This window comes from Microcystis panniformis FACHB-1757 (assembly GCF_001264245.1).
GTDB classification, from domain to species: Bacteria; Cyanobacteriota; Cyanobacteriia; order Cyanobacteriales; family Microcystaceae; genus Microcystis; species Microcystis panniformis.
On sequence record NZ_CP011339.1, the window covers coordinates 4963200 to 4986104 of the forward strand.

Below are 22905 nucleotides of genomic sequence, written 5' to 3' on the forward strand. Positions count from 1 at the left end.
CTTCCAAGCTATTTAGGGTTTGCTGAAAAAGTAGGGGCGAAGCATTCGGGCAATAACCTATCGGTGAAACCGTAGATTTTTTATCCGAATGCTTCGCCCCTACAGGACGCGGGCCGATGAAGACGCAAGGTTTTGAAGCACGATTCTCTCAAAATCTTGCACCTGTGGGAGCGAGAAAAGCCACAAAACCCTTACCTTGCCTACATTTCACCTTTATTCAGCAAGCCCTATTTAAAGAAACAAAAATAAGTAATTTATGTACAAAAAACTCTGAACCTGTCTTGTTGGAAGCAAAGAGAACCAACCAAGCTAACTTAATTAAGTTATTTATTTTTTAATTAACTGGGAATTCTGTTAATAAATAAATTCAGAGATTTTTAAAAGTGTATGTATTAAAAATACCTTTGTTTGTTTTTAGGCTTAATAAACTCACTCAAGAATAATCGGATTATTGGTATTTTATTAATCCATATTGTATTAATTTTATAGTAAAATAATCCGTAGGTTGGGTTAAACGAAGTGCAACCCAACACAAAACATGAAGAATAATAGGGGGATGATGTTGGGTTTCCGTTGTCAACCCAACCTTGCAAGATAGGCGTACTGCTACGCAGTGCCTTCGGCATCGCACCTGATACCTTAATAGCTAAGTTGCTTGTTTGCCAAATTCAGGAACAACCAGGTTGACTTCCTTCGAGTTGTAACCAAATGCTTCTACCTGAGACTTGATCAAATCAAGAGCATCATAATAAGCAAGGCTTTGTCCTTTATAGAAAGAAGAGTCCTCTCCTTTTATGTCAGCTTCGTTAATTTTTGCGAGGGATTCATTGTACTTTTCTTTGAGAATAAGTGCATGATCTTTGATAAAGTTAACAGATTCTGTGTTCATAGCCCTCTCTCCTTGAGTAGGCCTTCTAGTATAGTCTTTTGCTCGCTCTGCCGATTTATGCCACTTTGCCATTTATCGGGAAGAGCTTTTTGCTGTCTAGGATCAAGATTATCAAAATCAGGTATAAATTTTTGGGGAGCTTCAATCTTTTTTTGATGTTCAGAAATTTGCTTGTTTATAGATTCAATTCCTTTTCGGATTTGAGAGTCTGGCTTTTTGGCATATTCGTTATAGAATCCAGAGTGCTTACCCCCTTGTTTGGCAATATTATATGGGTCATTCACATTAGTCACATCATCCACTTCATCAACAGCCTTAGTAGCTACCAACTGTTGATTCTTCACTATTATACCTCTCCAGAAAAGATTTTTGATAAGCTCTTAGTAAGGGCTTCATCTCTTATTTTGACAATTATTGGAGAGGTCTATTTAGCAGGGTCAGTCCACACTCACCCGCATCAATATAGGAGCGAACAAACTCTATCTGAGTTTCTTGCATCACTTCTGTGGTAAGACGATTTTGCCTAATTGAGTTTTCGGTAAGTTTTAGGGGAATTGTTGGGTTTCCTTGCGTCAACCCAACCTACCAGATCTGCGATCGCCTTGAGTTAAATTTGAGAGAGTTCGCGTTCACCCGCTAATTTCAGTGCAGAAGCGGCTTCAGGAATATAGGAAGTTTTCGTTTTAGAGACCATACCTCCCTGTTGTTCCCGTAATTGTTCTAGACGCATGGTACTCCAATCGGTCAGCATCGAGTTACCTAGCCGGGGGGCCAATTTGTTAATTTTCTCGACGGCGGAGATACCCAATTCATCCATCTGTAGGGAAGCTAGATAGCAATCACAGGCGATGTCTATCTCTCCTAATCGTTCGTGACATTGGCCTGCCATAAACCAAGCGATCGCCATTCCAGGTGGGCCGAGTCTAGTGGCAGAACGATAGATTTTCGCCGCTTCTTCAAATTTATTTTGTTTTAGTAAAATTTCCCCCAGTTTCAGGCGATAACGAGAGTAAAGAGGTTCCATCGCCACCATTTTCTTCGCTCTCTCTTCGGCGAGATCAATATCGCCTAACCAGAGAGCTTCTTTTGTTCGGCTCTCGAAAACCGTTATTAGATTGTCGTAGGCGGAAAGTCGTTCGCTCTCGTTTTTACACTCGCGAGTTAGTTCTTCCGCTAGGGATTGACAGAGATCCATTTCACGGACAACCGTTTCTCGCTCACCCCGCAGAAGTGGAGCGAAAACAGCCGCACGCTGGAAAGCACTGGTTAAATGTTTAAAATCGAAACGATCGAGGGAAGGTTCGAAGTGAGAGAGTGCCTCCTTGGCTACTTCTCGCCAATAGGCGACTGCGGCTATATCTCGAAAGGCAGTAGCCTGCAAAACGATTAATTCTACGGCTGCCCCGAAAACCACCAGGCTTTCTTTAGAAGCGTATTGAACGATTCGTTGAAAATCTTCCAGGTTTTCTGATGTACCGATATCTTCTTGACAAAGGATTTTAGACATCGCCAGGCTGTAAGCTAATCTAGCGAACGTGGGGTCTCTGCCAATGTTTTCATCAGTAATTGCGGGAATATAGCGAATAATCGCTTCATGAAAGCATAAACTCGATAATAAATTAATTGTTTTCAGTTGAGTAGCGGGTGAAAGCTCACGATAATGCTCTAAATGCTCGCAAAGAACTCTCCAACGTTCGGTTCTCAACTCATCGGGGAGGGTGAGAGGATCGTTAATTGGGTATTGAAAAAGACCGGTCTCTCGAATCAATTGCTCTCGAAAAGAAGCGGGGTGAACGAGAGCAACCGGGGTAACAGATGACGTATTAGTATCTCGTACTTCGGAGACAAGATTTCGATAACTATAGTCAATTCCCTGAATATGCCAAGCACCAGATTGATAGGGACTAAGATCGAAATAAGGACGATGGCTCCAAGTGATCGGAAAATCGTTTAAAAATAGCATACATATTCTCAAGAAATGCGATCTTTATCTGGTTGGTATTTCCACGATAGTCAACGGAGTATCTTGTTTGGCTGAACTACCGTGGAAACTAGGAGAAGTAAAAGATAAAATACTGATTTATCTCTGTATTTTATCAATCAGTTACACCTAGAAAGGATAGCACCAACAACAACAACCGCCTACCACTTGACGCAAAGTTTTAAAAGCGGTGATGCTTTCTTGACTGTCGTTAGCGGCATCGGTGCGAAGTTCGATAATTTCGTCAGTCACCGTGTTTTTGATCTCGTTGATTTTGATGTTAGCCATGAGATGTATTCTCCAAATTTTCGCTAAATGAATGAATCAAATTATTGATTCAAGAAAACCATAACAATTTTTCAACACCAGATCAACTATCAAAATCGAACAAAAAGAACATAATTTAGTTATTTATGTTCTTTTTGAAAGACTATTTTTTACAAAAACATCATCAAAACGTAAGGATTCAGGTGCCTCAAATGCAGTCACAGAGCGGCTTCTAAAATCTCAGAACTCGCTAAACTAACAGTTTCATTCTCAATAAGCACGAAAATTAAGGCTTTCAGGGTTTCTGAATGAGAATGAGGATTTGGACATAATTCGCCTAAATGCTTACACAGCATGAGTTTGACTGCTTTTTGTATGGCCTGAATCCTTACATCAAAACCGATTAAACAACGGGCTTCCAAGCTATTTAAAGAAACAAAAATAAGTAATTTATGTACAAAAAACTCTGAACCTGTCTTGTTGGAAGCAAAGAGAACCAACCAAGCTAACTTAATTGAGTTATTTAGGATTTGCGGCAAAAAGTTTGTTGGTGGGGTTAGGAGTCAGGATTCAGTAGCCGGTCGTCGGTCGTTTCAGGCTTTGTTGCCCTCCTTTTTGTACTAGCTTGCGTACCACAAGAAGGATAATGCCAAGTTTTTGAAGGTCACAATCCTATTTTCGCAGCATGAACATCAGACTTTAACAGGTCAAAAGCCTTATTTTAAAAGGGTTTTATCATTATTCAGCAAGCACTATTTATTTTTTTTATTAACTGGGAATTCTGTTAATGAATAAATTCAGTAATTTTTAAAAGTGTATGTATTAAAAATCACTTTGTTGGTTTTTATGCTGAATAAGCTCACTCAATAATAATCGGATTATTGGTATTTTATTAATCCATATTGTATTAATTTTATAGTAAAATAATCCGTAGGTTGGGTTAAACGAAGTGCAACCCAACACAAAACATGAAGAATAATAGGGGGATGATGTTGGGTTTCCGTTGTCAGCCCAACCTACAAAATAGGCGATCAGCATTCTGTAAAACCTCTGCCGTTACGGATTCACTTAAATAATACTCCCCGCAATTCTGACAGATATCCGCAGGGACTTGTTTTAAAATCACGATACAATTATCCCTCTCTAAAGTAACGGTAACAAAACTCGATCGAGTCGTACCATATTTACAGATCACACATTCCATAGTTCTTATCTTCACTTGCTACGTTTGCGGGGTGAGTATTACCCACCCCGTCCACAATTAATTACTTAACTCGTATTTTATTTCCTGAATCTTCTCCTTTACCCAACCGTTAAACAACTCGGCACGGATTTGCAAAGCCAACTCCTCGGTTAATTTTGGCTTAAGGATTTCCTCAACGAAAATCAGGTGAAAACCTCGATCGCCTTGCAGCGGTTTCAACAATCGAGAAGAATCCGATGCGAAAATTGCGGCCGAAAGATTCGGTCGTAAATCCTTACGGTAAACAGTACCGCGATAACCTCCCTTGCGTCGTAATTCCACATCCTCGATATAGCGATGCGCTACTTCCTGAAAGCTGATTTCCTCCTCCTGAATCGATTCATACAACTCCTCCGCCATCGCCTGATCTGCTAACACTACCTCATAGATCACCGCGCCAGTATAATCTAGCTGGTGTTCCACAAAATAGGATTCAATTTTGTCTGCGAAAAGATGTTCGGCTAATTTACCCGATAGTAAATTGAATTGAACGATCTCCTCGAAATCATCTAGGGATAAGCCCTGTTTTTCCAACCAATTCCATGTATCTTTGGCGTTATGTAATTCATTGGCGAGACGGAATTGATCAGCCGCCTGTTGTAACTCGTCAGGTGTGTTTTTAATCCCCGCTTCCGTGGCGGTTTCGGTGATGATTTTCCGAGCGATAATTCCCTCGGCCATTTCGGGAACTTTCCCCGATAGCTTAAGCTGTTGGATAAGGTCTTGATTGGTGATGGTGATACTATGCGACATAATGACTCCTTAAACAGTTGTGCGAAATTAATTTCCTAGTTGAGATAGGCAAGAGGGTTAGGGAGGGGTGTAAGTAATTTGGCTTTGATACCTAAAAAAACTACAGTTTTAACCCATCTTTTTGTAGATCCTTAAAGGGATCGAGGATGTAATCGATCACCCGACGCTGACGGACGATCGCTTCTGCGGTAGCCGTATCTCCCGGATTGAGGGGAATACATTGATTTCCCTTTTGAATACAGGAGCGATCGAGTTGAATTTCTAGCTCGAAAACGTTAATTTTTCCGTTTGGCGTTTCCTTTTCGAGTGCTGTCGGTGATTTCTTGGTGATCTTGCCGCCGATAATGCCGTAATCCTGAAAAGGATAGGCATCGAACTTGACTTTTATCGGCATACCGGCGCGGAGAAATTGACTTTGATCCGTGGGCATTTCTGCCTTGAGAATAAACCGCGATCCCTTCGGTGCTATCTCCGCAACCCGCGTTCCCGACTGCACCACCGCACCCGCGCGTTTAATCGGTAATGAAAAGATTGTGCCGTCGGTATTCGCCTTTAAAACCCTCTGACTTAGTTGGATTTGGAGCGCTTGCCGTTGGCTCTCGCTTTGGGCGATTTCCGATGCCAGTGTTGCGATCTCCGTGTCTAGATTGTTAATCTGCTCCTGTATCCTTAAGAGTGCCAACTCGTTGGAATGGCGGAGACTTTGATAACCCCGCTGCCGCTCCTGTAATTGCAGACGCGCTTGGGCGATATCCGCGCTCGTTTGTTGACTCGTCTGACGGTAGGCACTTTTTAATTCCGCTAGTTTATGTTGATTTTCTTTTACCTCCGCTTTTCCCCGCTCGTAGAGTTGTTGGCGCTCCTTGGCATTGTCCTCGCGCTCGATGAATTGCACCTCCGATATCGCGCCATCCTCCCACGCTTTTCGGTAGCGATCGACTTCTTTTAAAGCCGTTTCATAACGACTTTTGAGAATCGGGTAATCGGTCTGACTTTGTGCGAGGGCGGTTTTCGCTTGATTTACCCGCGCCTGTTGTTCTTCTAGGGATATTTTGGCCTTCTTGATTAATGCGTCCACATTCTCCCGCGCTTGTTCGATCGAGGCTTCTTTTTCCGCTGCTGCCGCGCGATTTTGTTGGCTTTGGGTGGTTAAAGAAATCTCTAACTGACTTTTGACAAGTTTCTGTTGGGAAAGACGGCTTTTTTGTCCTTCTATTTTCTCCTCGATTTGTTGTATTTCCTTGCCGATTAATGAGGAATCTAGGGTTAAAATCGGTTGTCCTGCTTTCACCTCTTGGCCTTCACGGACATAGATTTTTTCCACTTCTCCTGCGGTGATTGCGTCGAGTTTGACTGTTTCCCCTTGGGGTTCCAGTTTTCCTGGACCGACACCCGTTTCATCGACTTTTGAGAATATCGCCCAGGGGAGAATGATCGAGACGAAAATAATCAGAAAATAGAGTAAACCACGCGTCCAGGGTAGGGGTAAAGTATCGATCAATTCTTTGGTATGGAAAGACCAGTTATCGCGCTCTCTGTCTAGATTGGTTGTCATAGTTATTCACTCAATTGATTAGAATTCAAATTACGGTAAATACCGGGACGGGCCATTAATTCTTCGTGGGTTCCACTATCGACTAATACCCCTCGATCGAGAACGAGAATACAATCCGCGTTCCGCACCGTAGAGAGGCGATGGGCGATAATCACCATCGTGCGATTCTGCCGAATTTTCTGGAGATTTGTTTGAATAATCCGTTCCGATTCGGTATCGAGGTGGGAAGTGGCTTCATCGAGGATTAATAACCGCGGCTCTCCCATCAACGATCGAGCGATGGCGATCCGTTGTCTCTGTCCCCCGGAAAGTAGCCCTCCACCCTCGCCGATTTGGGTTTCGTACCCCATCGGCAGTGATTGAATAAAGTCATGAATTCCCGCTAATTTCGCCGCTTCGATCACATTTTCTAGGGGGCGATCGGGATGTCCTAAACTGATATTTTCCCGAATCGTGGAACCGAAGAGAAAAGTATCTTGATCGACGACTCCCACCTGTTGCCGGAGGGAACTGAGGGCGATCGTACTCAGATCGTAACCGTCGATCGATATCTTCCCATCGGTGGGGGGATAGAGGCCGATCAGCAATTTCGAGATCGTGGTTTTTCCCGAACCGCTCCGACCGACGAGGGCAACGGTTTGACCGGGTAAAATCTCAAAACTGAGGTTTTCTAAAATATTGCGATCGCTGTCGGTGTGGTAGCGAAAGGTGACATTTTCAAAGCGAATATGTCCCTGTAATTCTGGGAGAAACTGACGGGAAAGTTCCTCTAAATTCTCCTCCGGTTTCGCGTCCAGTACATCGTTAATGCGCTCGACGGCGATATTGACTTCTTGAAATTGCGTCCAGAGAACGGTTAAGCGTTGAAAAGGCGCAATGATCTGGGCAAAAAGCATATTAAAGGCGATCAGTTGTCCGATCGATAATTGATTTTGAATCACTAGATAGGCACCGAAACAGAGTAACCCCGTCGTCGCTAAAGATTCGATCAGATTACTGAATATCTGGAGATTATTGCCGATGATCTGCCCGGAGAAATTTTTCTTGACCTCCACCGAGAAAAGGTCTTCCCAGTGCCAACGGGTCGATCGCTCTGTGGCAGTAGATTTGACGGTACGAATACCGGTTAAAATCTCGATCAGGTAACTGCTTTCCTTAGCGATCGCCTGAAAAATATCCCGGGATATTCGCTGGAGAAAAGGGGTAGAAATTAACGCCAGCAGAAAGAACGGTGGCACGATCGCTAAACTGATCAGGGCTAATTGCCAGCTATAGCGGAACATCACCGCCACATACACGAAAACCGTTAATAAGTCAAGTAAAATCGAGAGAGCTTCCCCAGAGAGAAAACGCTGAATCTTGCGATTTTCCCCGACGCGGGAAATAATATCGCCCACATAGCGGGACTCGAAATAACCGAGGGGAAGGCTGAGGGTATGGCGGATAAAACCGGTGATTAATGCCGTATCGATGCGATTAGCGGTGTGATCGAGGAGATAGGCGCGTAAACCGGTAATTGCTACCCTAAAAACCCCGAAAATTAGCGCACCGATACCCATCGCCCAAAGGGTGGTTAAGGACCCCTGGACGATTACTCGATCGAGGATTAACTGGGTGAAAATCGGCGTAATTAAGCCGAATATCTGAATAAAGAGCGAGGCGACGAAAATTTCCAGCAGTACGAACCAATGGGGTTCCAGTAAGCGATAAAACTGCCAGAGAGAGGTTTTATCCTCTTTCGTGTCCCGAAATTTCTGGTTCGGTTGGAGCAGCAGGGTGAATCCCGTCCATTTACTGGTGAATTCGGCACGACTTAGGGTTAATTGCCCGATCGCCGGATCGCCAATAATCACCTGTTTGGGGGTAATTTTCCAGATCACAACGAAGTGTTTGCCTTCCCAGTGAGCGATCGCCGGTAGGGGCTGTTTCCCTAATCCCTCTAGAGTCGCTTTTACCGGACGGGTGGAGAGGCCGATATTTTCCGCCGCGGTGATCAGTCCCTTCAGGGATGCCCCGTCGCGGTTGACGTTGGCCATTTCCCGCAAACGGTTGACGCTGATTCTTTTGCCCCAATAACGGGCGATCATGACTAAACTGGCCGCCCCGCAATCGGAGGCGGACTGTTGCTCGAAGAAGGGATAACGGCGGAGGGATTGCCCGATCCAGTGACCTAACCGCCGCGCCGGAGAGGGGAAATAGGCTCGATCGCTTTTTTTGTCCGTTTCTTCTGTCTTCGTCCCAAGAAGTTGCTCAATTTCCCGCGCCCGTTGTAGTAATGTTTTTTTCAGGGCGGGGTGTTTTTTCAGGATCGGCTTCAGGGCGGACTCGGGGATAAGAAGTAGTTCCGCCTTTGCGGAGACTCGAACCGAGTAGGGAAGAAAACCCGATCGGGGAAAGAGGGAGAATTCTCCGAAAAATTCGCCAGTTTTGAGCGCAATCATCTCTTTTTGCTGCGAGTTCGCTATACGAACTTTGCCGCCAACGACTAGGTATAATCCGGGCTGTACGGGCAGTGTACCTGCTTCGGGAGAGAGGGCGATCGCCGTTTTCTGGAGACTCCGCCACTGGGTTTCGGACAGGAATTCCGGCCAGGGATTGACGAGGCTGTGAGTATCGAGCATAGTTGTTTTAAGCTTTGGCTGAAGGAGAAAGATCGACGATGCGGAGCGGCTGTAGCTGTTTGCGGAGGCGATTGATGTGGGTGGGGGTGAGTGCAACCCCGAATTCTTTCTCTAGATGCCGCGCTAACCAAACTCCCGACCATCGCTTAAAGGAATAGCCGAAATCCCGGGGGGATTTAGTAATCAGTTCCTTGAGGCGATCGAGGTAAAATTGATCAACTTTGGAAGGGCGACCGCGGCGGTATTTCTGCCAGTGATCGATCTTGCCACTCTCGGCGATCAGTATCCATTTACTAGCGGTGGCGGCAGTACAATCGAGAAGCTTACGGATCTCGCCCGGGGATTTGCCCTCGTCAGCGAAAAGAATGATTTGAATCCGTTTGCGATCGATATCGGGGATATTTGGTTCTGTTAAGATTTCGAGAAGTTGCTGACGTTGGGATGGGGATAGATATTTACCGGTGCTTGATGACATAGCCTTTGCAACTATAAGTAAAAGCAGACAGCAGCAGGTCGGAGCGTTGAGGCAAGAAAGATGTACTAAGTTGTACAATGGGCTGACTTCCCCGGGTGACGATCTCTTTCGCTGTCCCTAAATTCCTATTGTGGCTGCGAAAGTGAACATTATGGAGTCTATTCAATTCTTTTTCTCTCGCCCGATAAGCTGTTGACTATCTAAATTACTCGTTAAGACTGCAAGGGAGCGGGCAGCAGGGAGCAGGGATCGGCAGTTTGAGCATTTGTACTAAAATTTCCAATATGCAGTTTAAATTCAGTACAGCTGACAACCTTCCCAATCCCCAACTAACGGCCAATTACTCAAAATCGTTATGACTATGATATAGTTGTTAAGGAATGTAAAAATAGTTGCATTTTCCCAGAAACTAGATTAAGGAGATTAAAAGTATGACCGCCGAAGGTTGCTTAAGAGTCGGACAAGCGGCGCCGGATTTCACCGCGACCGCCGTTTTCGATCAAGAGTTCAAAACCATCAAATTATCGGATTATCGGGGTAAATACGTCGTTTTATTCTTCTATCCCCTCGATTTTACCTTTGTTTGCCCCACGGAAATTACCGCTTTCAGCGATCGAGTTAGCGAATTTAGCAGTATCAACACCGAGATTTTAGGGGTGTCCGTCGATAGCGAATTTGCTCACCTAGCATGGATTCAAACCGAGAGAAAATCGGGCGGTGTCGGTGATGTGGCCTATCCGTTGGTGTCGGATCTAAAAAAAGAAATCAGCACCGCTTACAATGTTCTTGATCCTGATGCGGGGGTATCCCTGCGCGGTCTCTTTATCATCGATAAAGAAGGTGTTATCCAACACGCTACTATTAATAATCTTTCCTTTGGTCGCAGTGTCGATGAAACCCTCCGCACTCTGAAAGCGATTCAATACGTCCAATCCCACCCGGATGAAGTTTGTCCCGCCGGTTGGCAAGAAGGCGATGCTACCATGGTTCCAGACCCTGTGAAGTCGAAAGTTTACTTCGCGGCAGTTTAGTTAAAGTTCGTCAGAAGTCCCTCAGCTATAGATGGGGAGAGACTTTTAAAGGGGTGAATTATTTCACCCCTTATTTTAATCGGAAAATTTTCGGGAAAATTTTCCCTATTAGCCATAATCTCATCTAGAATACTGGCCAGCAAGTCTAGAAAGAGTCACGGCGATCTATGACTACCAGTAATTATGATTCCGAGTTGACAGTTTTGGGATTACCCGCAGCCAAAGGTAGATGGTTATTAATACCTCTAGGAATGGGTGTTTTACTCTGTTTAGGGACGGTGTACTCTTGGAGTATCTTTAGAAAACCCCTAGAAACAGAGTTAAATCTCAGCGCCACGGAAAGCCTATTACCCTACACTGTGGCTTTAGTATTTTATGCCGCTTCTATGCCGATTGCCGGTTTTTTTATCCCCCGGGTAGGTACTCGCAGGATGACCGCTCTCGGCGGAATTATCGTCGGTTTAGGCTATATTCTCGCTAGTTTTGCCGCTCAGATCCAGACAATTATTCTGACCTACGGAGTCATTGCCGGCACAGGAGTCGGCATCGCTTACGGTGTTCCCATGGCAGTGGTGGCGCGCTGGTTTCCCGACAAAAAAGGTTTAGCGGTGGGTTTAACCATCATCGGATTTGGCCTTTCTCCCCTGATTACCGCACCTTTAGCCAATCGATTGATCAATGAATATAGCGTTAGACCAAGTTTAAGATTTTTGGGGATTATCTTTACAATAATTATTGTGATTATTGCGATCACAATGAAGTTACCCCCTCAAGACTGGCAACCTCCCGCCAATTTAGCTAATCGAAAATCCGACTTTCAGGCCAATTATCCAGTGAATATGCTGAAAAGTCGCTCATTTTATGGCTTATGGCTTTGCTATGCTATTGGTGCTTTAATTGGCTTGAGTGCCATCGGTATTTCTAGTCCTGTCGCTGAGGAAATTATTCAGATTGAGCCGGGGTTAGCCGCTAGTAGTGTTGCTCTATTTGCCTTGTTTAATGGTATTAGTCGTCCTTTGTTCGGTTGGTTAAGCGATCGCTGGAAACCCCATTATCTAGCGATCGGGGCCTATACACTCATTTTGATCGGTTGTCTGTTGATGGTCAAGGCTGAAAAAGGGGCGGTTACTAGCTATCTAGTGGCTTTTTGTCTATTTTGGTTCTGTTTAGGGGGATGGTTAGCCTTAGCTCCCGCTACCACTCTCCACTTCTTTAATCCTGACCACTACGCCCAAAATTACGGTATTGTTTTTACTGCCTACGGTGTTGGTGCTTTGATCGGAACTTTAGTAACCGGTAGAATTCGCGATTGGTTCGGTACTTACACTTATGCTTTTTATGCTATGGCTGTATTGGCAATACTGGGTATTTTTCTCGCTAGTGCCTTACTGAAAAGAGAGCGATCGCATTTATCAAATCCTAGCTAGGGTCTGCTGAAAAAGTTTTTCGGTGGTGGCAGGGTGTGGGGTGTGGGGTGTGGGGTGTGGGGTGTGGGGTTTTACCGATTTTGAGGGGGCCAATTACCTAATTTTCAGGGAAAAAGTCCCGGAATTTTCCCCCTGATCACTCCCATGCCCGGTACTTTTTGATTGACAAAAAGTCTAAAAGTCTTACCCAACAAGGTTTTTAGATTTATTCAGCAAATCCTAGCTAAGGGAGTTAATCTTAGCCTAGAGTAGATACTGCTGGCATTTTATACTTTAAAAGACTCGAAAGAGGTTACATTGGACGGTATAGGTCTTTTAATCGCTCTTTTTCTGCGTGATTGTCGATCTTGAATCAAATCTCGGTTTTCCTCGAGGAAAGAAATTAACTGATCATCAGGGATTTCTCGGAACTCGCCAGTTTTCAATAAAACAGTAGCCATGGTAAATCGAACTCCTGAATATTCGTCTCGATCGCTATGAAAGCAGATCTTGTCTTGATCATATATCTATTTTTGCTTTATTCCAATAGAGCGATCGCTAAAGAATGATAAGTCAGGGCGTTGCATAATAGAGATATGAATGGAGGAAATCAAAATGCAATGCCCTGAATGTAAATCTACCCATATCCGTAAAAATGGCATCAATAAACAAGGTAAACAAAATCATATTTGTGTAACCTGTGGCCGTCAATTTATTGATAACTATGAAAAACAGAAAGGCTATGACGAAAAAACGAAGCGAGAATGCCTAACTGCCTATGTTAATGGGATGGGATTTAGAGGAATAGAAAGGCTAAAGGGAGTTCATCATACGACCGTAATTAATTGGGTAAAATCTGTGGGAGAATTATTGCCAGTCGCCTATGACCCAGAAACAATTCCTGAAGTAGGGGAACTGGATGAATTGGAAACCTTTGTTGGCTCAAAAAAAACAAAATCTGGGTGTGGACAGCCGTTGACCACTTTAAAAAAGGAATTTTAGGTTGGGTAATCGGAGATCATAGTAGCGAAACGTTTCGCCCATTATGGGAATTAGTTAAGTCTTGGGGATGCTATTTTTATGTGAGTGATGGATGGTCAGTTTATCCATGTTTTATAGCAGAGGGCGACCATATAATTAGTAAGACTTATATGACCAGAGTAGAGGGTGAGAACACACGTTTAAGACATTATCTAGCCCGATTGCATCGCAAAACACTCTGCTATTCTAAGTCTACAGAAATGTTAGGATACTCTATTCGTTTATTAATTCATTATCTGAAGTTTCAAGAAGTGCCTATTCCTTACTGATTCATAGCTTAATTCAGCAACGCCATAAGTCAGTTATAAGGATTGCAACTATAGCATAACCGTGGTTAATTGTCAATAAAATCGTCCCCACTACCACAGCCACTTTTATCCCGGTGGGAGCAAATTGGGAGGACAATAAAGCCCGAAAATAGCCGATAACTCCTTTCATTGCCTATAAATCGCACTCTATCAGGCGAGTAAAACAAAAAGTCACCATTTTTAACCCGTAGGGAGACTTCCACCAGAGAGCGGGAAAACAGCCTTCTGGAGCTGCGAGACTAAAATCCCAGTGATCATAATCATCGATACGCCACTCATCTTTGTTGCGCCATCCCACCAATTCCCCAAATTTTTTAATCGTTTCCGCGTCTTGGGTACGCAGGGTGTTAATACTACCCCCGACGGCAAAATATAACTTCACCTGATTGCTAAAACCGAAATGATCGCCGCTATAATTTTTCCAAAGGCGATCGAGTACCCGAATCACATTAACGGGAAACCTCATCATATCCTCTGGGGTTAAAGTATCGCGGGTTCTGCCGGCAGCTTCGAGGATAACTCGGAGAGTTTCTGCGTCTGCTTCCCTAAAGTTCCCCTCAGCTAGGAATTGCTGTAATTTACCATAGCGCTCGATGTCTGGTACTAACATCTGCCGCGCTTCGATGAGGGCAACCCGTTCGGTTAAAGATTGCAATTGAGCTAAAATATCCTGAAGTTGGGCGTTAATATCTGACATAAATGTAAAGGGGGTTTGTTGACTGCAAAAATTACCGATTTATCGGCAGAATAATTATTGATTTACCGCTTCTAATCGCGACTTAACAAAGCGATTCATCCATGCTTCTAGATAGATGCGATTGGCTTTTTGTTCTTTTAAATCTGTGGTAGTTAAAGGATAAGGTGCTAATCCTTGAATGGCTGCCGTTGTTACACAAAACATCGACTTTTGAAAAGTTTCGCAGATCTGGACTAATAAATCTTCCTCTTGACGAAAACTCTTTTTATAAATGTCGTGCAGATAATCTGGTAAAAAGTGACGCATATCCTGCATTAATAGTGTGGGAGGAATCCCTGCACCTCCGATGGGTAAAGGATCCGCATACAAAGCACCATAGGCAAACATTCCTTGATCGTAGGGAATTTGATAGGCTTGGGCATTATAGGAAATTGTACCGGGGAAAGGTGTTCCGCGAAAGAAAACCGCCTCAACGTAGGGGATTGCCGTATCCGCAAGAAAGGTTAATCCTGCCGATTTGGGGATCAGATCATAGGTTTGTCCTTTGATTTTTACCTGATAGACAATTGCTTGACTAGCATTATCAACTAAATTTTTCTTAATGTGTGCCACCACTTCGGGAATATTGGTAATTTTTCCAGCATCGTAGAGATCGGATAAACTTAAAAAAGTATCGGCCATAATTCGCCAAAATTGACCTAAACCGCTATAGTAGGCCATCATCCGCATTTGTTCTGGCAAAAATTCAGGAAAGGCTTTATTTAAAATTAAAACTAGGGGATTATTCCTAAATTTGGCTTGAATAACCTTGGCTGTCACTTCCCGAAAAGCGGCACTATCTACATAACTATCTAAACCACCCCCACCATGCCAAAACATGGCTTTCATACAGTATTCAGCATACTCAAAATTAATGCGATCGTGCCACCAGTGTTGTAGTAATTTCTGCCAAGATACTTGACCATTAAAATATTTAAAGAAGGGTAAAAAAACCAAAAACTGATTTTCCGCAATATAAATTAAATTTTTGGAATAAGCATCTAACACCACTCCGTAACTTTTCAGGATACCCACTACCTCGATCAAATTCTGGGGAGTATCTTTTAACAATGCTTCCCCAGCCGTGAGACGATCAATATAGGATGCTAGGGGATGAGAGGAGGACTTGACAGGGATAGTGACCATGCTAGAAGCTTGATAAAATAACTTTCCTTATCTATTTTAACCCATAAAAGCACAACCAATTAGCGGCGGTGGCACGGCGAGTCATGCGGGGATTGAATTCGCCAATTTTATAACCGGTAAAACCCAATTTATCTTTTAATAATTGTTTATTTTCTGGCAAGATCGATCGAGTTAATTTTACTGTTGGAGGACGATTGGCAATAAAATCCGGGGGTTCGGGATATTCACGGCGCCAATCTTCCTCTACTTGACTATTATCCCATTTTCCTTGACTTTCATCGTAGCGATAACCTAAAGTTTGCCAAACCAATTTATTAACGGTTTCGTCGTCAATTTCATCGTTAATAATCGCCCAAATTGTCTCTATATTTAATTCTGGTAGTTCCATAGATTAAGTAAATGGGTGTGGGGAAGTGGGGTGATGGGGTGTAGGGTGTAGGGTGTGGGGTGTGGGGTGTGGGGTGTGGGGAGAATAAATAAAATAATCTCCTATCTCCTGACGACCGGCTACTGACGACCGGCTACTGCCTACGGTTAAAATAACTGGTGAATAACATCATTGACATCGCGTAAGCGTAGCCTATTTTGCCTCCTTCTAACGCCAAAATTATTTTTATTTTAACTATCGGTGTGGTGTCGGTTTCTGCATCGGCAATTTTTATCCGGTTAGCGATCGAAGCGGTAGGTAATGCTACGATCGCATTTAGTTTATTTTTAGCGACTTCCCGTCTGATCTTGGCTTCTGTCGTTCTAATTCCGAACTGGTTGACCTTATCACGCCAAAAAGTCGCTATTCAAGCCTATTATTACGCAGTGGGGGCAGGATTTTGTTTAGCTCTCCATTTTGCTACTTGGATTACTTCTCTATCCTACACCTCGATCGCCGCTTCTACCACTTTAGTCACCACTAATCCTCTCTGGGTTTCCCTGTTGGGTTGGTGGTGGTTTCGAGAAAAACCGAGTAAATTAACCTTTATCGGCATTTTTGTGGCTTTAAAGGGGGATTATTGATTGTTTTAGCCGATCGAGATGTCAGTAGTTCTTATCCTAACCCTTTATTGGGCAATAGCTTGGCTTTAATTGGAGCAATTCTCGTCAGTGGTTATATTCTCCTCGGACGGGAAGCACAAAGAAAGGGCTTAAATATTAAGAATTATATAACTGTAGCCTACACTACCGCAGGATTAGCTTTATTACCTTCTATTTTTTTATTCGGTCAAGGTTACGAAAGCTATCCCTTATCCGTGTATGTTTATGTGTTAATGATGGCGATTTTTCCGCAATTAATCGGTCATACTAGCTTTAACTGGGCTTTGCGATGGGTAGCACCGACAATAGTAACCATGGTAATTTTATTAGAGCCAATCGCCGCTAGTCTGTTAGGAGTGTTCATTTTTGGTGAAATACCCCCCCAAGAAGTCATTTATGGCGGATTAATTCTATTAATCGGCGTAGGAATTGCTATTTTAGGCGGTTAAGCTGTTGGTGGCTCTAATATTACTGGTTAAGTGTGATCTTGATCGCGGATGGTAATCACAGACAAAAGCTAGATTAGTGTACAATGCTAACTGCATGAGAGTTTAAGTAGGTAAGTCTTAAAAACTTGCGGATGCCCCCCTTATCAAGGGGGGATTAAGGGGGGATCGAACCCAGAATCTATCTTTAATTTAATTGTAACCAGCTACTTAGACAATCTGACTCAATTGAAAAATAGGGTTTTCGGGGAATTAATTCCCTGCTCCTAAGCAACATTTCTCCAGCATGGGACTTAATCGATTATTCTTGCTTAATCCTAGTTTATCGGCTTGTTTCTCGCTTATCTTGACTTTCCCTATGATACTGCTTACGCTTTTGGTTCGCCCTGCTTGGGTTCCCGTTGCTGATTCAAAAAAAAATTGCCTATGGCAGGACCCAATGTAGTCAGCCAATGGTCTCGCAGGGCGGTTTCAATGCCCTCAAAGCTACGTAGTTGTTCTTCTGGGGTATTATCGACTAGAATTTGAGCAATGGCTTTTAAATGTTGATCTAGTTGTTCTTTTTGGTCTGTATTCATGATTCTACCGTTTAATTGTTTCTCTTTATTTTGCCTTAGCTAACGTTTTTAGTCTCTAAGCATTTATACTTATTGCAAAATTGGGATGCTCCCGAATTCCCTGACTAAACTTAGAAATATCCCATCATCGAAAATTTTGGGTCTGAAACCCCGTCGTTCTACGACGGCTTTACTGTTAAATATTAACACATTTACGAAATATATGCTAAAATGTGAGATATGGAAAAAGCCTACTCGTTCCGATTTTACCCCACACCCGAACAAGAGTCGCTATTGCGGCGCACTTTGGGCTGTGTAAGATTAGTTTACAATAAGGCACTCCATCTCAGAACACAAGCTTGGTACGAAAAGCAAGAAAGAGTAGGCTACGCTCAAACTTCTTCAATGTTGACCGATTGGAAAAAACAAGAAGAATTAAACTTTCTCAATGAAGTTAGCTGTGTACCTTTACAACAAGGGTTAAGACACCTACAAACAGCTTTTACTAACTTCTTTGCTGGTCGTACTAAGTATCCTAACTTTAAGAAAAAACATCAGGGAGGAAGTGCCGAATTTACCAAATCAGCCTTGAAATTTAAAGACAAAAATGGGACTGTCCAGACTGTGGGACTCACCATGACCGAGATATTAACGCTAGTAAAAATATTTTGGCCGCAGGGCTTGCGGTGTCAGTCCGGGTCGCGACCATAAGACCAGAACAGAGTAAATCTGTTAAGGCAGGTGCGAAAAATCCTTCGGGAAAGAAGCAGAAACCTAAATCGTGAGGTTTGGGAATCACCGTCCGTTTACGGCGGTGAGGATGTCAACTGGGTACTCTGTAGTTGATAGCTAAAAAAAGCCAGTAGTGTTCAGGAAAAACGGGGAGGGTTGAAAAGTGAAATCAAAAGAAAAGGGAATACCGTTAAAACTACCGTCGTCCGAGTCAGGTTTCTCGATGTTAGAAGTGATAATTGCCATTTTAACTATTACCGCTTTCTTAACAGGAACCTTACAGTTAATGGCAGTGAATGCCTTATATAAAGTTCGGGCAGAAAGACAAGCTCAAGCTAACTTTTGGATACAAGAAGATTTCGAGGATGTCAAATTTTTAGCTTCGACTTTAGATAAAAAATACATCACCGCAGATGTGTGTACAAATATCAATCAGGGTTATGCCACAGCTTTAAGAAGACAACTAACGGCTATTCCCCCCCCACCACCCCTATACCGGCGGAACGATTAGTAGCGGAAAAACCAATTGTCGGTAAAGACTATTCTCTCTTTCAAACTTTTAAGATTGCTGAGCAATTGGCTAATCCCCATCGTCTCCGTATTGATTATCGAGTCGAAGCAACAGATAAAACTGCTAAAGATTACCAAAACCAAGAAGATGTTATTGCCGAAAGTTCTGTCGAGGTGATTCCCGATGCGTCGTTTAACTGTCCATAAAAATCAGGGTTTTACCCTGTTAGAAATTTTGGTAGCTTTGGCAATTGCGGGAATTCTTGCCGCCTTAACTGGACCTAATTTATTAGCTTGGTTAAATAGCAATAAAGTCCAAGAAGCCACCGATTCTATACAATCAGCCCTACGGGATGCCCAAAGACAAGCCATCCGTCTAGGGAGAATTTGCACGATTAATTTTACTGAAGGGACTGGCACTGGTCCCACGGTTTACCGGCAAATAACTGCCAATCAACCGGGTTGTTTAGTGGCGACTAATACTAATGCGGGTTCCCTAAGTCTGCCGCAGGAAGTATTTATGGTGGTGGATAATTTTCCAGATGTTCCCCCTGATGGCGACAGTCCGGGGGTACAGTTTTCCTTTCGGGGTCATGTGCCGGGGTTAACCTTTGAGCCGCGGGCAAACCAAGCGATAATCGTATTATATCCCGCCGCCGATGCCGCCAATCCCTATCCCAACCAAGAAAGAAAGTGTATAGTTATCGCTTCTCTGTTGGGAATAGTTAAACAAGGCACTTATAACGGCAATCCTCTAGATACGCTCGATGCCAATAATTGTCAAATCCGTCTGGATGGAACCCAACCCTAATCAGCTTCTCAAGGCAACATACCCCACTGTCCCCTGTGCAGTCAATCACCCGCTGCAGGATCGCAGAATCCAACCCAGTAAGACTCCGATACCACCAAAGCGGACAATTTGCCAAAAAACCTCCCCCAGCAGTCCGCGACGGATTCCTTCCCAGAATAGGCGCTTTAATTCCCCTTCTTTAAGTAAATTGCTTTCTAAAATTACCTCTAATTCTTGAATCTGTTCGCGAATTTGTAACAATTCCTTTTCTAGTTCAGGTAGGGGATTTTCCCGCCATTGGGGTTCTATTTGGCTAAATTGTGCCTCTAGGTCTTTTTTTTGCTGTTCTGCTTCGTTGATCTGTCGATAACGGTCTTTTAGTGTTGCGATCGCCGCTTCGACTTCTTCAATTGCTTCGGTAAATTCTGCCGATTCATCGTTAGGGTACGGGTTTTCTTCTAAGGACATGGACTCAATGGGATTTCCTGCGTCTAAACTATAGTTATAGACGATTTTACGGTTTTACGAAACCTTTTGATTATGATTCCATCCCCTGTCTCCTCCGCATCTCAGACTATTGATGATCTATCTACCCCGGAATTGGCGCGGATTTTGGCGGAACGTTTGGCGATCGCACCGATTGACTGGCATCGTCTGAAAGCCAATCGTAATGCTCGGGCCGCCGAACAATTAGGGACGGCTTTGGTGTTTTTATTAGATAATCAGCCAGAAGAAGCACTTCCTCGGCTACAACAGGCTACAGGCTGGCTTGATCGCTCGATTTCTGCTCCTCCCTGTCCTTCTCACGGTCACGGTCATTAATTAAACCAGCGTTCCTGTTTAATTTGTTTACAAAGTTTCAGTTGGGTTCCTTGTTGATTCCAGTGAACTTGGTCGAAGATTTGATATAACATACACAGTCCTCGGCCATTTTCCGCTTCTTCGGGGGGAAAATTGGGACAATCGCAACTACAGCCATGATGGGGACAACCTGGCGTAAATCCACAACCTTCGTCGGTAATTACCCAAGAATACTCGTCTTTACTGCTGGAAAAGTGAACGACCACGGTTTTGCTGGGATCGAGATGATTGCCGTGTTTAGCGGCATTAACTAAAGCTTCTTGCAATCCTAATCTAATTTCTGGTTCTAATTCTTCGGGAATACTAGCGGTCAATAAATCTAAAATCGGACAAAGATACAAGGTGGAAGCGAAACTCATGGTGTTCCAACTTCGTTTGCTTGTTGGCAGTGAAATAGCAATCACGCACTTTACCTCTAGCTTATATTCAATGACTGTTCTCTTACAGAAAGATTAAGGTCTCTTAACCGTCGATCTAGTTGATTGCCATACCTAATGAGTCATGTTTTATCCCTTTTCTGTCTCTGAGATTGATTAGATATTTTTATGATTGATCTACACACCAATCGAGAATCAAGGCCACTTTGAGCGGGTAATTAATCAAAAAAGTAGTTGACTGGAACGGTCTTTAATATGCTATCATCCTTACCCATTGACTTTTCGACCATAAACGGCTAAAGTGTCGGGTTTTTCCTCCTATTTCATCCTACCATATTCGCTGTTTTTTGTCTAAGAAAAGCAGCGCATTCGACGTGGGGAGTTTGGGGAAAGAAATCGGCGGTTTGCACTTCTAGCAGTTGATAATCGCCTGTTTGACAGAGATATTGCAAGTCTCTGGCTAAAGTTGCACTTTGACAACTGATATAAACAATGCGTTGACTTTGCAGCCGTAACAGACTATCGAGGACAGATCGATCGCAACCTTTGCGGGGCGGATCGAGTAGAATAATGTCGGGTTTAACTGTCAGTTGCGGTAAAGTTTTTTCTACTGCCCCCAAAATAAAGGTTGTGTTGGTAATATCATTTAATTGGGCGTTAATCTTGGCTCGATCGAGGGAAAAGCTATAGGATTCTAGTCCAATCACCTCTTTAACCCGTTTAGCGAGGGGTAAAGTAAAAGTACCGATACCACAGTAGGCATCAATGAGAATTTCTTCACCTTTAAGGTCTAATTTCTGACAAATAACCGCAAATAAGGCTTCAGCAGCCTCTGTATTAACCTGAAAAAAGGTATCGGCAGCCAATTGATAGGTTAATCCGGCGAACTTTTCGGTAATATAGTCCCTTCCGGCGATAGTTGTGGTCTGAGCGCCAAAAATAGCATTACCTCGCTCGGGGTGATAATTCACGGTTACACCGACTAAATTGGCGTATTTTGCCAGCCATTGCTGCGCCTGTGCCTCAATTCCCTGTAAATTATTATCGGTACTAATCAGGGTTAATAAAACTTCTCCAGTGTGGCGGCCAATTCTTAGGGATAAATGGCGTAATTGTCCTTGGTGGGTCTTTTCATCGTAAATTGACCAGCCTTGACCCTGAATATCCTGTTTTATCTCTGCTAGAAACGGATTTAAAGCCTGATCTTGAATCGGACATTGATTGAGATTAATCAGATGATGGCTGCCGCGACGATAATAACCTGCTTGCACATTGCCGGTGGGGGAAAATCCGAGGGGATAGGTAGCTTTATTGCGATAAGCGAGGGGAGAATTACCGGTGAGGGGAGGATAAACCAAAGGATCGCTAAAACCGCCAATTCTGGTTAATACCTCTTGTACTTGCTCTTTTTTGACTAGGCGCTGAAATTGGTCCTCGATGTGTTGCCATTGACAGCCACCACATTTATCGGCGACGATGCAGCGGGGCCGGATACGATGGGGAGAAGCTTGTAGAATAGTTTGTAGTTTGCCGATCGCATGACTTTTTTTGATATAGGTGATGCGAGTTTGAATGCGATCGCCAATGACCGTATCCGGCACAAAAATCACCTGTCCTCGGTATTTTCCCACACCTTCGCCCGTATGGTTGAGGTCGGTAATCTCGATCTCGATTAAATCACCTTGTTGCATAGTTAGGGAAACCAGTTTTCATCCAGGGTTTCTTCTGGGGTAATAATGACTTCTCTGGGAATTTCTTGCCTGCTCAATTTCGAGACTATTTGCCTAGCTTTTCCATAACAAGAATCGAAAATTTCGAGGAGATAAGGTTTTAAGCTAGGACTGTCTTCCAGCAGATCGGCAATTTGAACTCGAAAATCAATAATTGCCGCTTCCCACTTATTAGCATTATACTCTCTTTCCGTCTGCCAATAAACTAACTTGAGCAGATGAGCTAATAATTGAATTAACAAACTTTTGAGAGCCTGTCGATTATTTTTTCCTATGCTTCCTAATTCCTCGATCAGATTAGTCCAGTCAACCGAGGCAAAATCCTCCTGTCGTAATTGGTTAACGGTTGTCTCGATCCATAGCTGAAAATCTCGATCGTATAAGCTGATCTTCGAGATCGGTATTTGAGCGGTCATGGGAG

The 22905-nt window shown here is 43.5% G+C and carries 24 protein-coding genes and 5 pseudogenes; 10 read left to right on the forward strand and 19 right to left on the reverse strand.

Features of this window, described 5'->3' with window-relative positions; all coding sequences use genetic code 11:
* The first annotated feature begins 116 nt into the window (after positions 1-116).
* A complete protein-coding gene (locus VL20_RS31510; RefSeq protein WP_162490495.1) occupies positions 117-338 on the forward strand; it encodes a hypothetical protein in 222 nt (73 codons plus the stop codon).
* Between the two features lie 308 nt (positions 339-646).
* On the opposite strand, the gene VL20_RS23230 is transcribed toward VL20_RS31510, so the two are convergent.
* The 10 genes from VL20_RS23230 to VL20_RS23270 form a co-directional block, all read right to left on the reverse strand.
* On the reverse strand, positions 647-889 hold the full coding sequence (locus tag VL20_RS23230; RefSeq protein WP_002737863.1) for a hypothetical protein: 243 nt from the start codon (positions 887-889) through the stop codon (positions 647-649).
* Positions 886-1233 (reverse strand): hypothetical protein, encoded by a 348-nt coding sequence (locus VL20_RS23235; RefSeq protein WP_052277961.1) that lies wholly within the window; start codon positions 1231-1233, stop codon positions 886-888. The genes VL20_RS23230 and VL20_RS23235 overlap by 4 nt, the downstream gene beginning before the upstream one ends.
* 263 nt (positions 1234-1496) lie before the next feature.
* The gene (locus VL20_RS23240) at positions 1497-2852 is read right to left on the reverse strand and encodes a tetratricopeptide repeat protein (protein WP_052277962.1); all 1356 of its coding nucleotides are present in this window, start codon (positions 2850-2852) and stop codon (positions 1497-1499) included.
* A 147-nt stretch (positions 2853-2999) separates the two neighbouring features.
* Positions 3000-3158: a hypothetical protein gene (locus VL20_RS31925; protein ID WP_167341566.1), complete on the reverse strand. Its 159-nt coding sequence runs from the start codon at positions 3156-3158 to the stop codon at positions 3000-3002.
* Positions 3159-3355: 197 nt separating this feature from the next.
* Complete coding sequence (locus VL20_RS23245; RefSeq protein ID WP_052277963.1) at positions 3356-3676, reverse strand: hypothetical protein; 321 nt, start codon at positions 3674-3676, stop codon at positions 3356-3358.
* A gap of 467 nt (positions 3677-4143) precedes the next feature.
* Entirely contained in the window at positions 4144-4341 is a 198-nt protein-coding gene (locus tag VL20_RS23250; protein WP_052277964.1) for a type II toxin-antitoxin system MqsA family antitoxin, read from the reverse strand.
* 57 nt (positions 4342-4398) lie between these two features.
* Complete coding sequence (locus tag VL20_RS23255) at positions 4399-5133, reverse strand: peptidylprolyl isomerase (protein ID WP_052277965.1); 735 nt, start codon at positions 5131-5133, stop codon at positions 4399-4401.
* Positions 5134-5233: 100 nt separating this feature from the next.
* Complete coding sequence (locus VL20_RS23260; protein WP_052277966.1) at positions 5234-6688, reverse strand: beta-barrel domain-containing protein; 1455 nt, start codon at positions 6686-6688, stop codon at positions 5234-5236.
* 2 nt (positions 6689-6690) lie between these two features.
* Entirely contained in the window at positions 6691-9309 is a 2619-nt protein-coding gene (locus VL20_RS23265) for an ABC transporter transmembrane domain-containing protein (RefSeq protein ID WP_052277967.1), read from the reverse strand.
* Positions 9310-9316: 7 nt separating this feature from the next.
* Complete coding sequence (locus VL20_RS23270; protein WP_052277968.1) at positions 9317-9784, reverse strand: helix-turn-helix domain-containing protein; 468 nt, start codon at positions 9782-9784, stop codon at positions 9317-9319.
* 431 nt (positions 9785-10215) lie between these two features.
* Here VL20_RS23270 and VL20_RS23275 point away from each other — a divergent pair, with 431 nt between their 5' ends.
* The 3 genes from VL20_RS23275 to VL20_RS30200 all read left to right on the forward strand — a co-directional run bounded on the left by VL20_RS23275 (position 10216) and on the right by VL20_RS30200 (position 13531).
* Entirely contained in the window at positions 10216-10815 is a 600-nt protein-coding gene (locus VL20_RS23275) for a peroxiredoxin (RefSeq protein WP_002752469.1), read from the forward strand.
* A 167-nt stretch (positions 10816-10982) separates the two neighbouring features.
* A complete protein-coding gene (locus VL20_RS23280; RefSeq protein WP_052277969.1) occupies positions 10983-12242 on the forward strand; it encodes an L-lactate MFS transporter in 1260 nt (419 codons plus the stop codon).
* Positions 12243-12836: 594 nt separating this feature from the next.
* Positions 12837-13531, forward strand: a protein-coding gene (locus VL20_RS30200; RefSeq protein WP_128575271.1) for an IS1 family transposase whose coding sequence is annotated in 2 segments (ribosomal slippage) — positions 12837-13179 and positions 13179-13531 — 696 coding nt in all. Because the reading frame shifts where the segments join, the coding sequence is not laid out codon by codon here.
* Between the two features lie 13 nt (positions 13532-13544).
* On the opposite strand, the gene nrtS is transcribed toward VL20_RS30200, so the two are convergent.
* Genes nrtS through VL20_RS23300 form a run of 4 tightly spaced genes read right to left on the reverse strand, consistent with a single transcriptional unit; the run spans position 13545 to position 15840 of the window.
* Complete coding sequence (gene nrtS, locus VL20_RS31930) at positions 13545-13700, reverse strand: nitrate/nitrite transporter NrtS (RefSeq protein ID WP_158499379.1); 156 nt, start codon at positions 13698-13700, stop codon at positions 13545-13547.
* A 3-nt stretch (positions 13701-13703) separates the two neighbouring features.
* Positions 13704-14267 (reverse strand): GUN4 domain-containing protein, encoded by a 564-nt coding sequence (locus tag VL20_RS23290; RefSeq protein WP_002782951.1) that lies wholly within the window; start codon positions 14265-14267, stop codon positions 13704-13706.
* Positions 14268-14321: 54 nt separating this feature from the next.
* The gene (locus VL20_RS23295; RefSeq protein WP_052277970.1) at positions 14322-15452 is read right to left on the reverse strand and encodes a CO2 hydration protein; all 1131 of its coding nucleotides are present in this window, start codon (positions 15450-15452) and stop codon (positions 14322-14324) included.
* A 31-nt stretch (positions 15453-15483) separates the two neighbouring features.
* Positions 15484-15840: a DUF1823 family protein gene (locus VL20_RS23300; RefSeq protein ID WP_043997341.1), complete on the reverse strand. Its 357-nt coding sequence runs from the start codon at positions 15838-15840 to the stop codon at positions 15484-15486.
* 197 nt (positions 15841-16037) lie between these two features.
* Here VL20_RS23300 and VL20_RS23305 point away from each other — a divergent pair.
* Positions 16038-16930 (forward strand): annotated as a pseudogene (locus VL20_RS23305) (DMT family transporter).
* A 258-nt stretch (positions 16931-17188) separates the two neighbouring features.
* Here VL20_RS23305 and VL20_RS23310 read toward each other — a convergent pair.
* Positions 17189-17505: pseudogene (locus tag VL20_RS23310) on the reverse strand (ISKra4-like element ISMae18 family transposase); the annotation flags it as partial.
* Positions 17506-17724: 219 nt separating this feature from the next.
* On the opposite strand from VL20_RS23310, the pseudogene VL20_RS23315 reads away from it, so the two are divergent.
* The 4 genes and pseudogenes from VL20_RS23315 to VL20_RS23325 all read left to right on the forward strand — a co-directional run.
* Positions 17725-18090: pseudogene (locus tag VL20_RS23315) on the forward strand (RNA-guided endonuclease InsQ/TnpB family protein); the annotation flags it as partial.
* Positions 18091-18116: 26 nt separating this feature from the next.
* Positions 18117-18269, forward strand: a pseudogene (locus VL20_RS33910) (RNA-guided endonuclease TnpB family protein); the annotation flags it as partial.
* A 170-nt stretch (positions 18270-18439) separates the two neighbouring features.
* Positions 18440-18933: pseudogene (locus tag VL20_RS23320) on the forward strand (type 4 pilin).
* A complete protein-coding gene (locus tag VL20_RS23325) occupies positions 18911-19537 on the forward strand; it encodes a pilus assembly FimT family protein (protein ID WP_052277972.1) in 627 nt (208 codons plus the stop codon). The pseudogene VL20_RS23320 and the gene VL20_RS23325 overlap by 23 nt, the downstream one beginning before the upstream one ends.
* 45 nt (positions 19538-19582) lie before the next feature.
* On the opposite strand, the gene VL20_RS23330 is transcribed toward VL20_RS23325, so the two are convergent.
* Entirely contained in the window at positions 19583-19984 is a 402-nt protein-coding gene (locus tag VL20_RS23330) for a sll0565 family protein (RefSeq protein ID WP_002763677.1), read from the reverse strand.
* A 72-nt stretch (positions 19985-20056) separates the two neighbouring features.
* On the opposite strand from VL20_RS23330, the gene VL20_RS23335 reads away from it, so the two are divergent.
* On the forward strand, positions 20057-20338 hold the full coding sequence (locus tag VL20_RS23335; RefSeq protein WP_002763679.1) for a DUF6439 family protein: 282 nt from the start codon (positions 20057-20059) through the stop codon (positions 20336-20338).
* On the opposite strand, the gene VL20_RS23340 is transcribed toward VL20_RS23335, so the two are convergent.
* The 3 genes from VL20_RS23340 to VL20_RS23350 form a co-directional block, all read right to left on the reverse strand.
* Positions 20335-20736, reverse strand: coding sequence for an ATP-binding protein (locus VL20_RS23340; protein WP_002763681.1), 402 nt, complete (start codon positions 20734-20736; stop codon positions 20335-20337). The genes VL20_RS23335 and VL20_RS23340 overlap by 4 nt on opposite strands.
* 341 nt (positions 20737-21077) lie before the next feature.
* Complete coding sequence (gene rlmD / locus VL20_RS23345) at positions 21078-22445, reverse strand: 23S rRNA (uracil(1939)-C(5))-methyltransferase RlmD (RefSeq protein ID WP_052277973.1); 1368 nt, start codon at positions 22443-22445, stop codon at positions 21078-21080.
* 2 nt (positions 22446-22447) lie between these two features.
* On the reverse strand, positions 22448-22900 hold the full coding sequence (locus tag VL20_RS23350) for a DUF29 domain-containing protein (protein WP_052277974.1): 453 nt from the start codon (positions 22898-22900) through the stop codon (positions 22448-22450).
* Positions 22901-22905 lie beyond the last annotated feature (5 nt).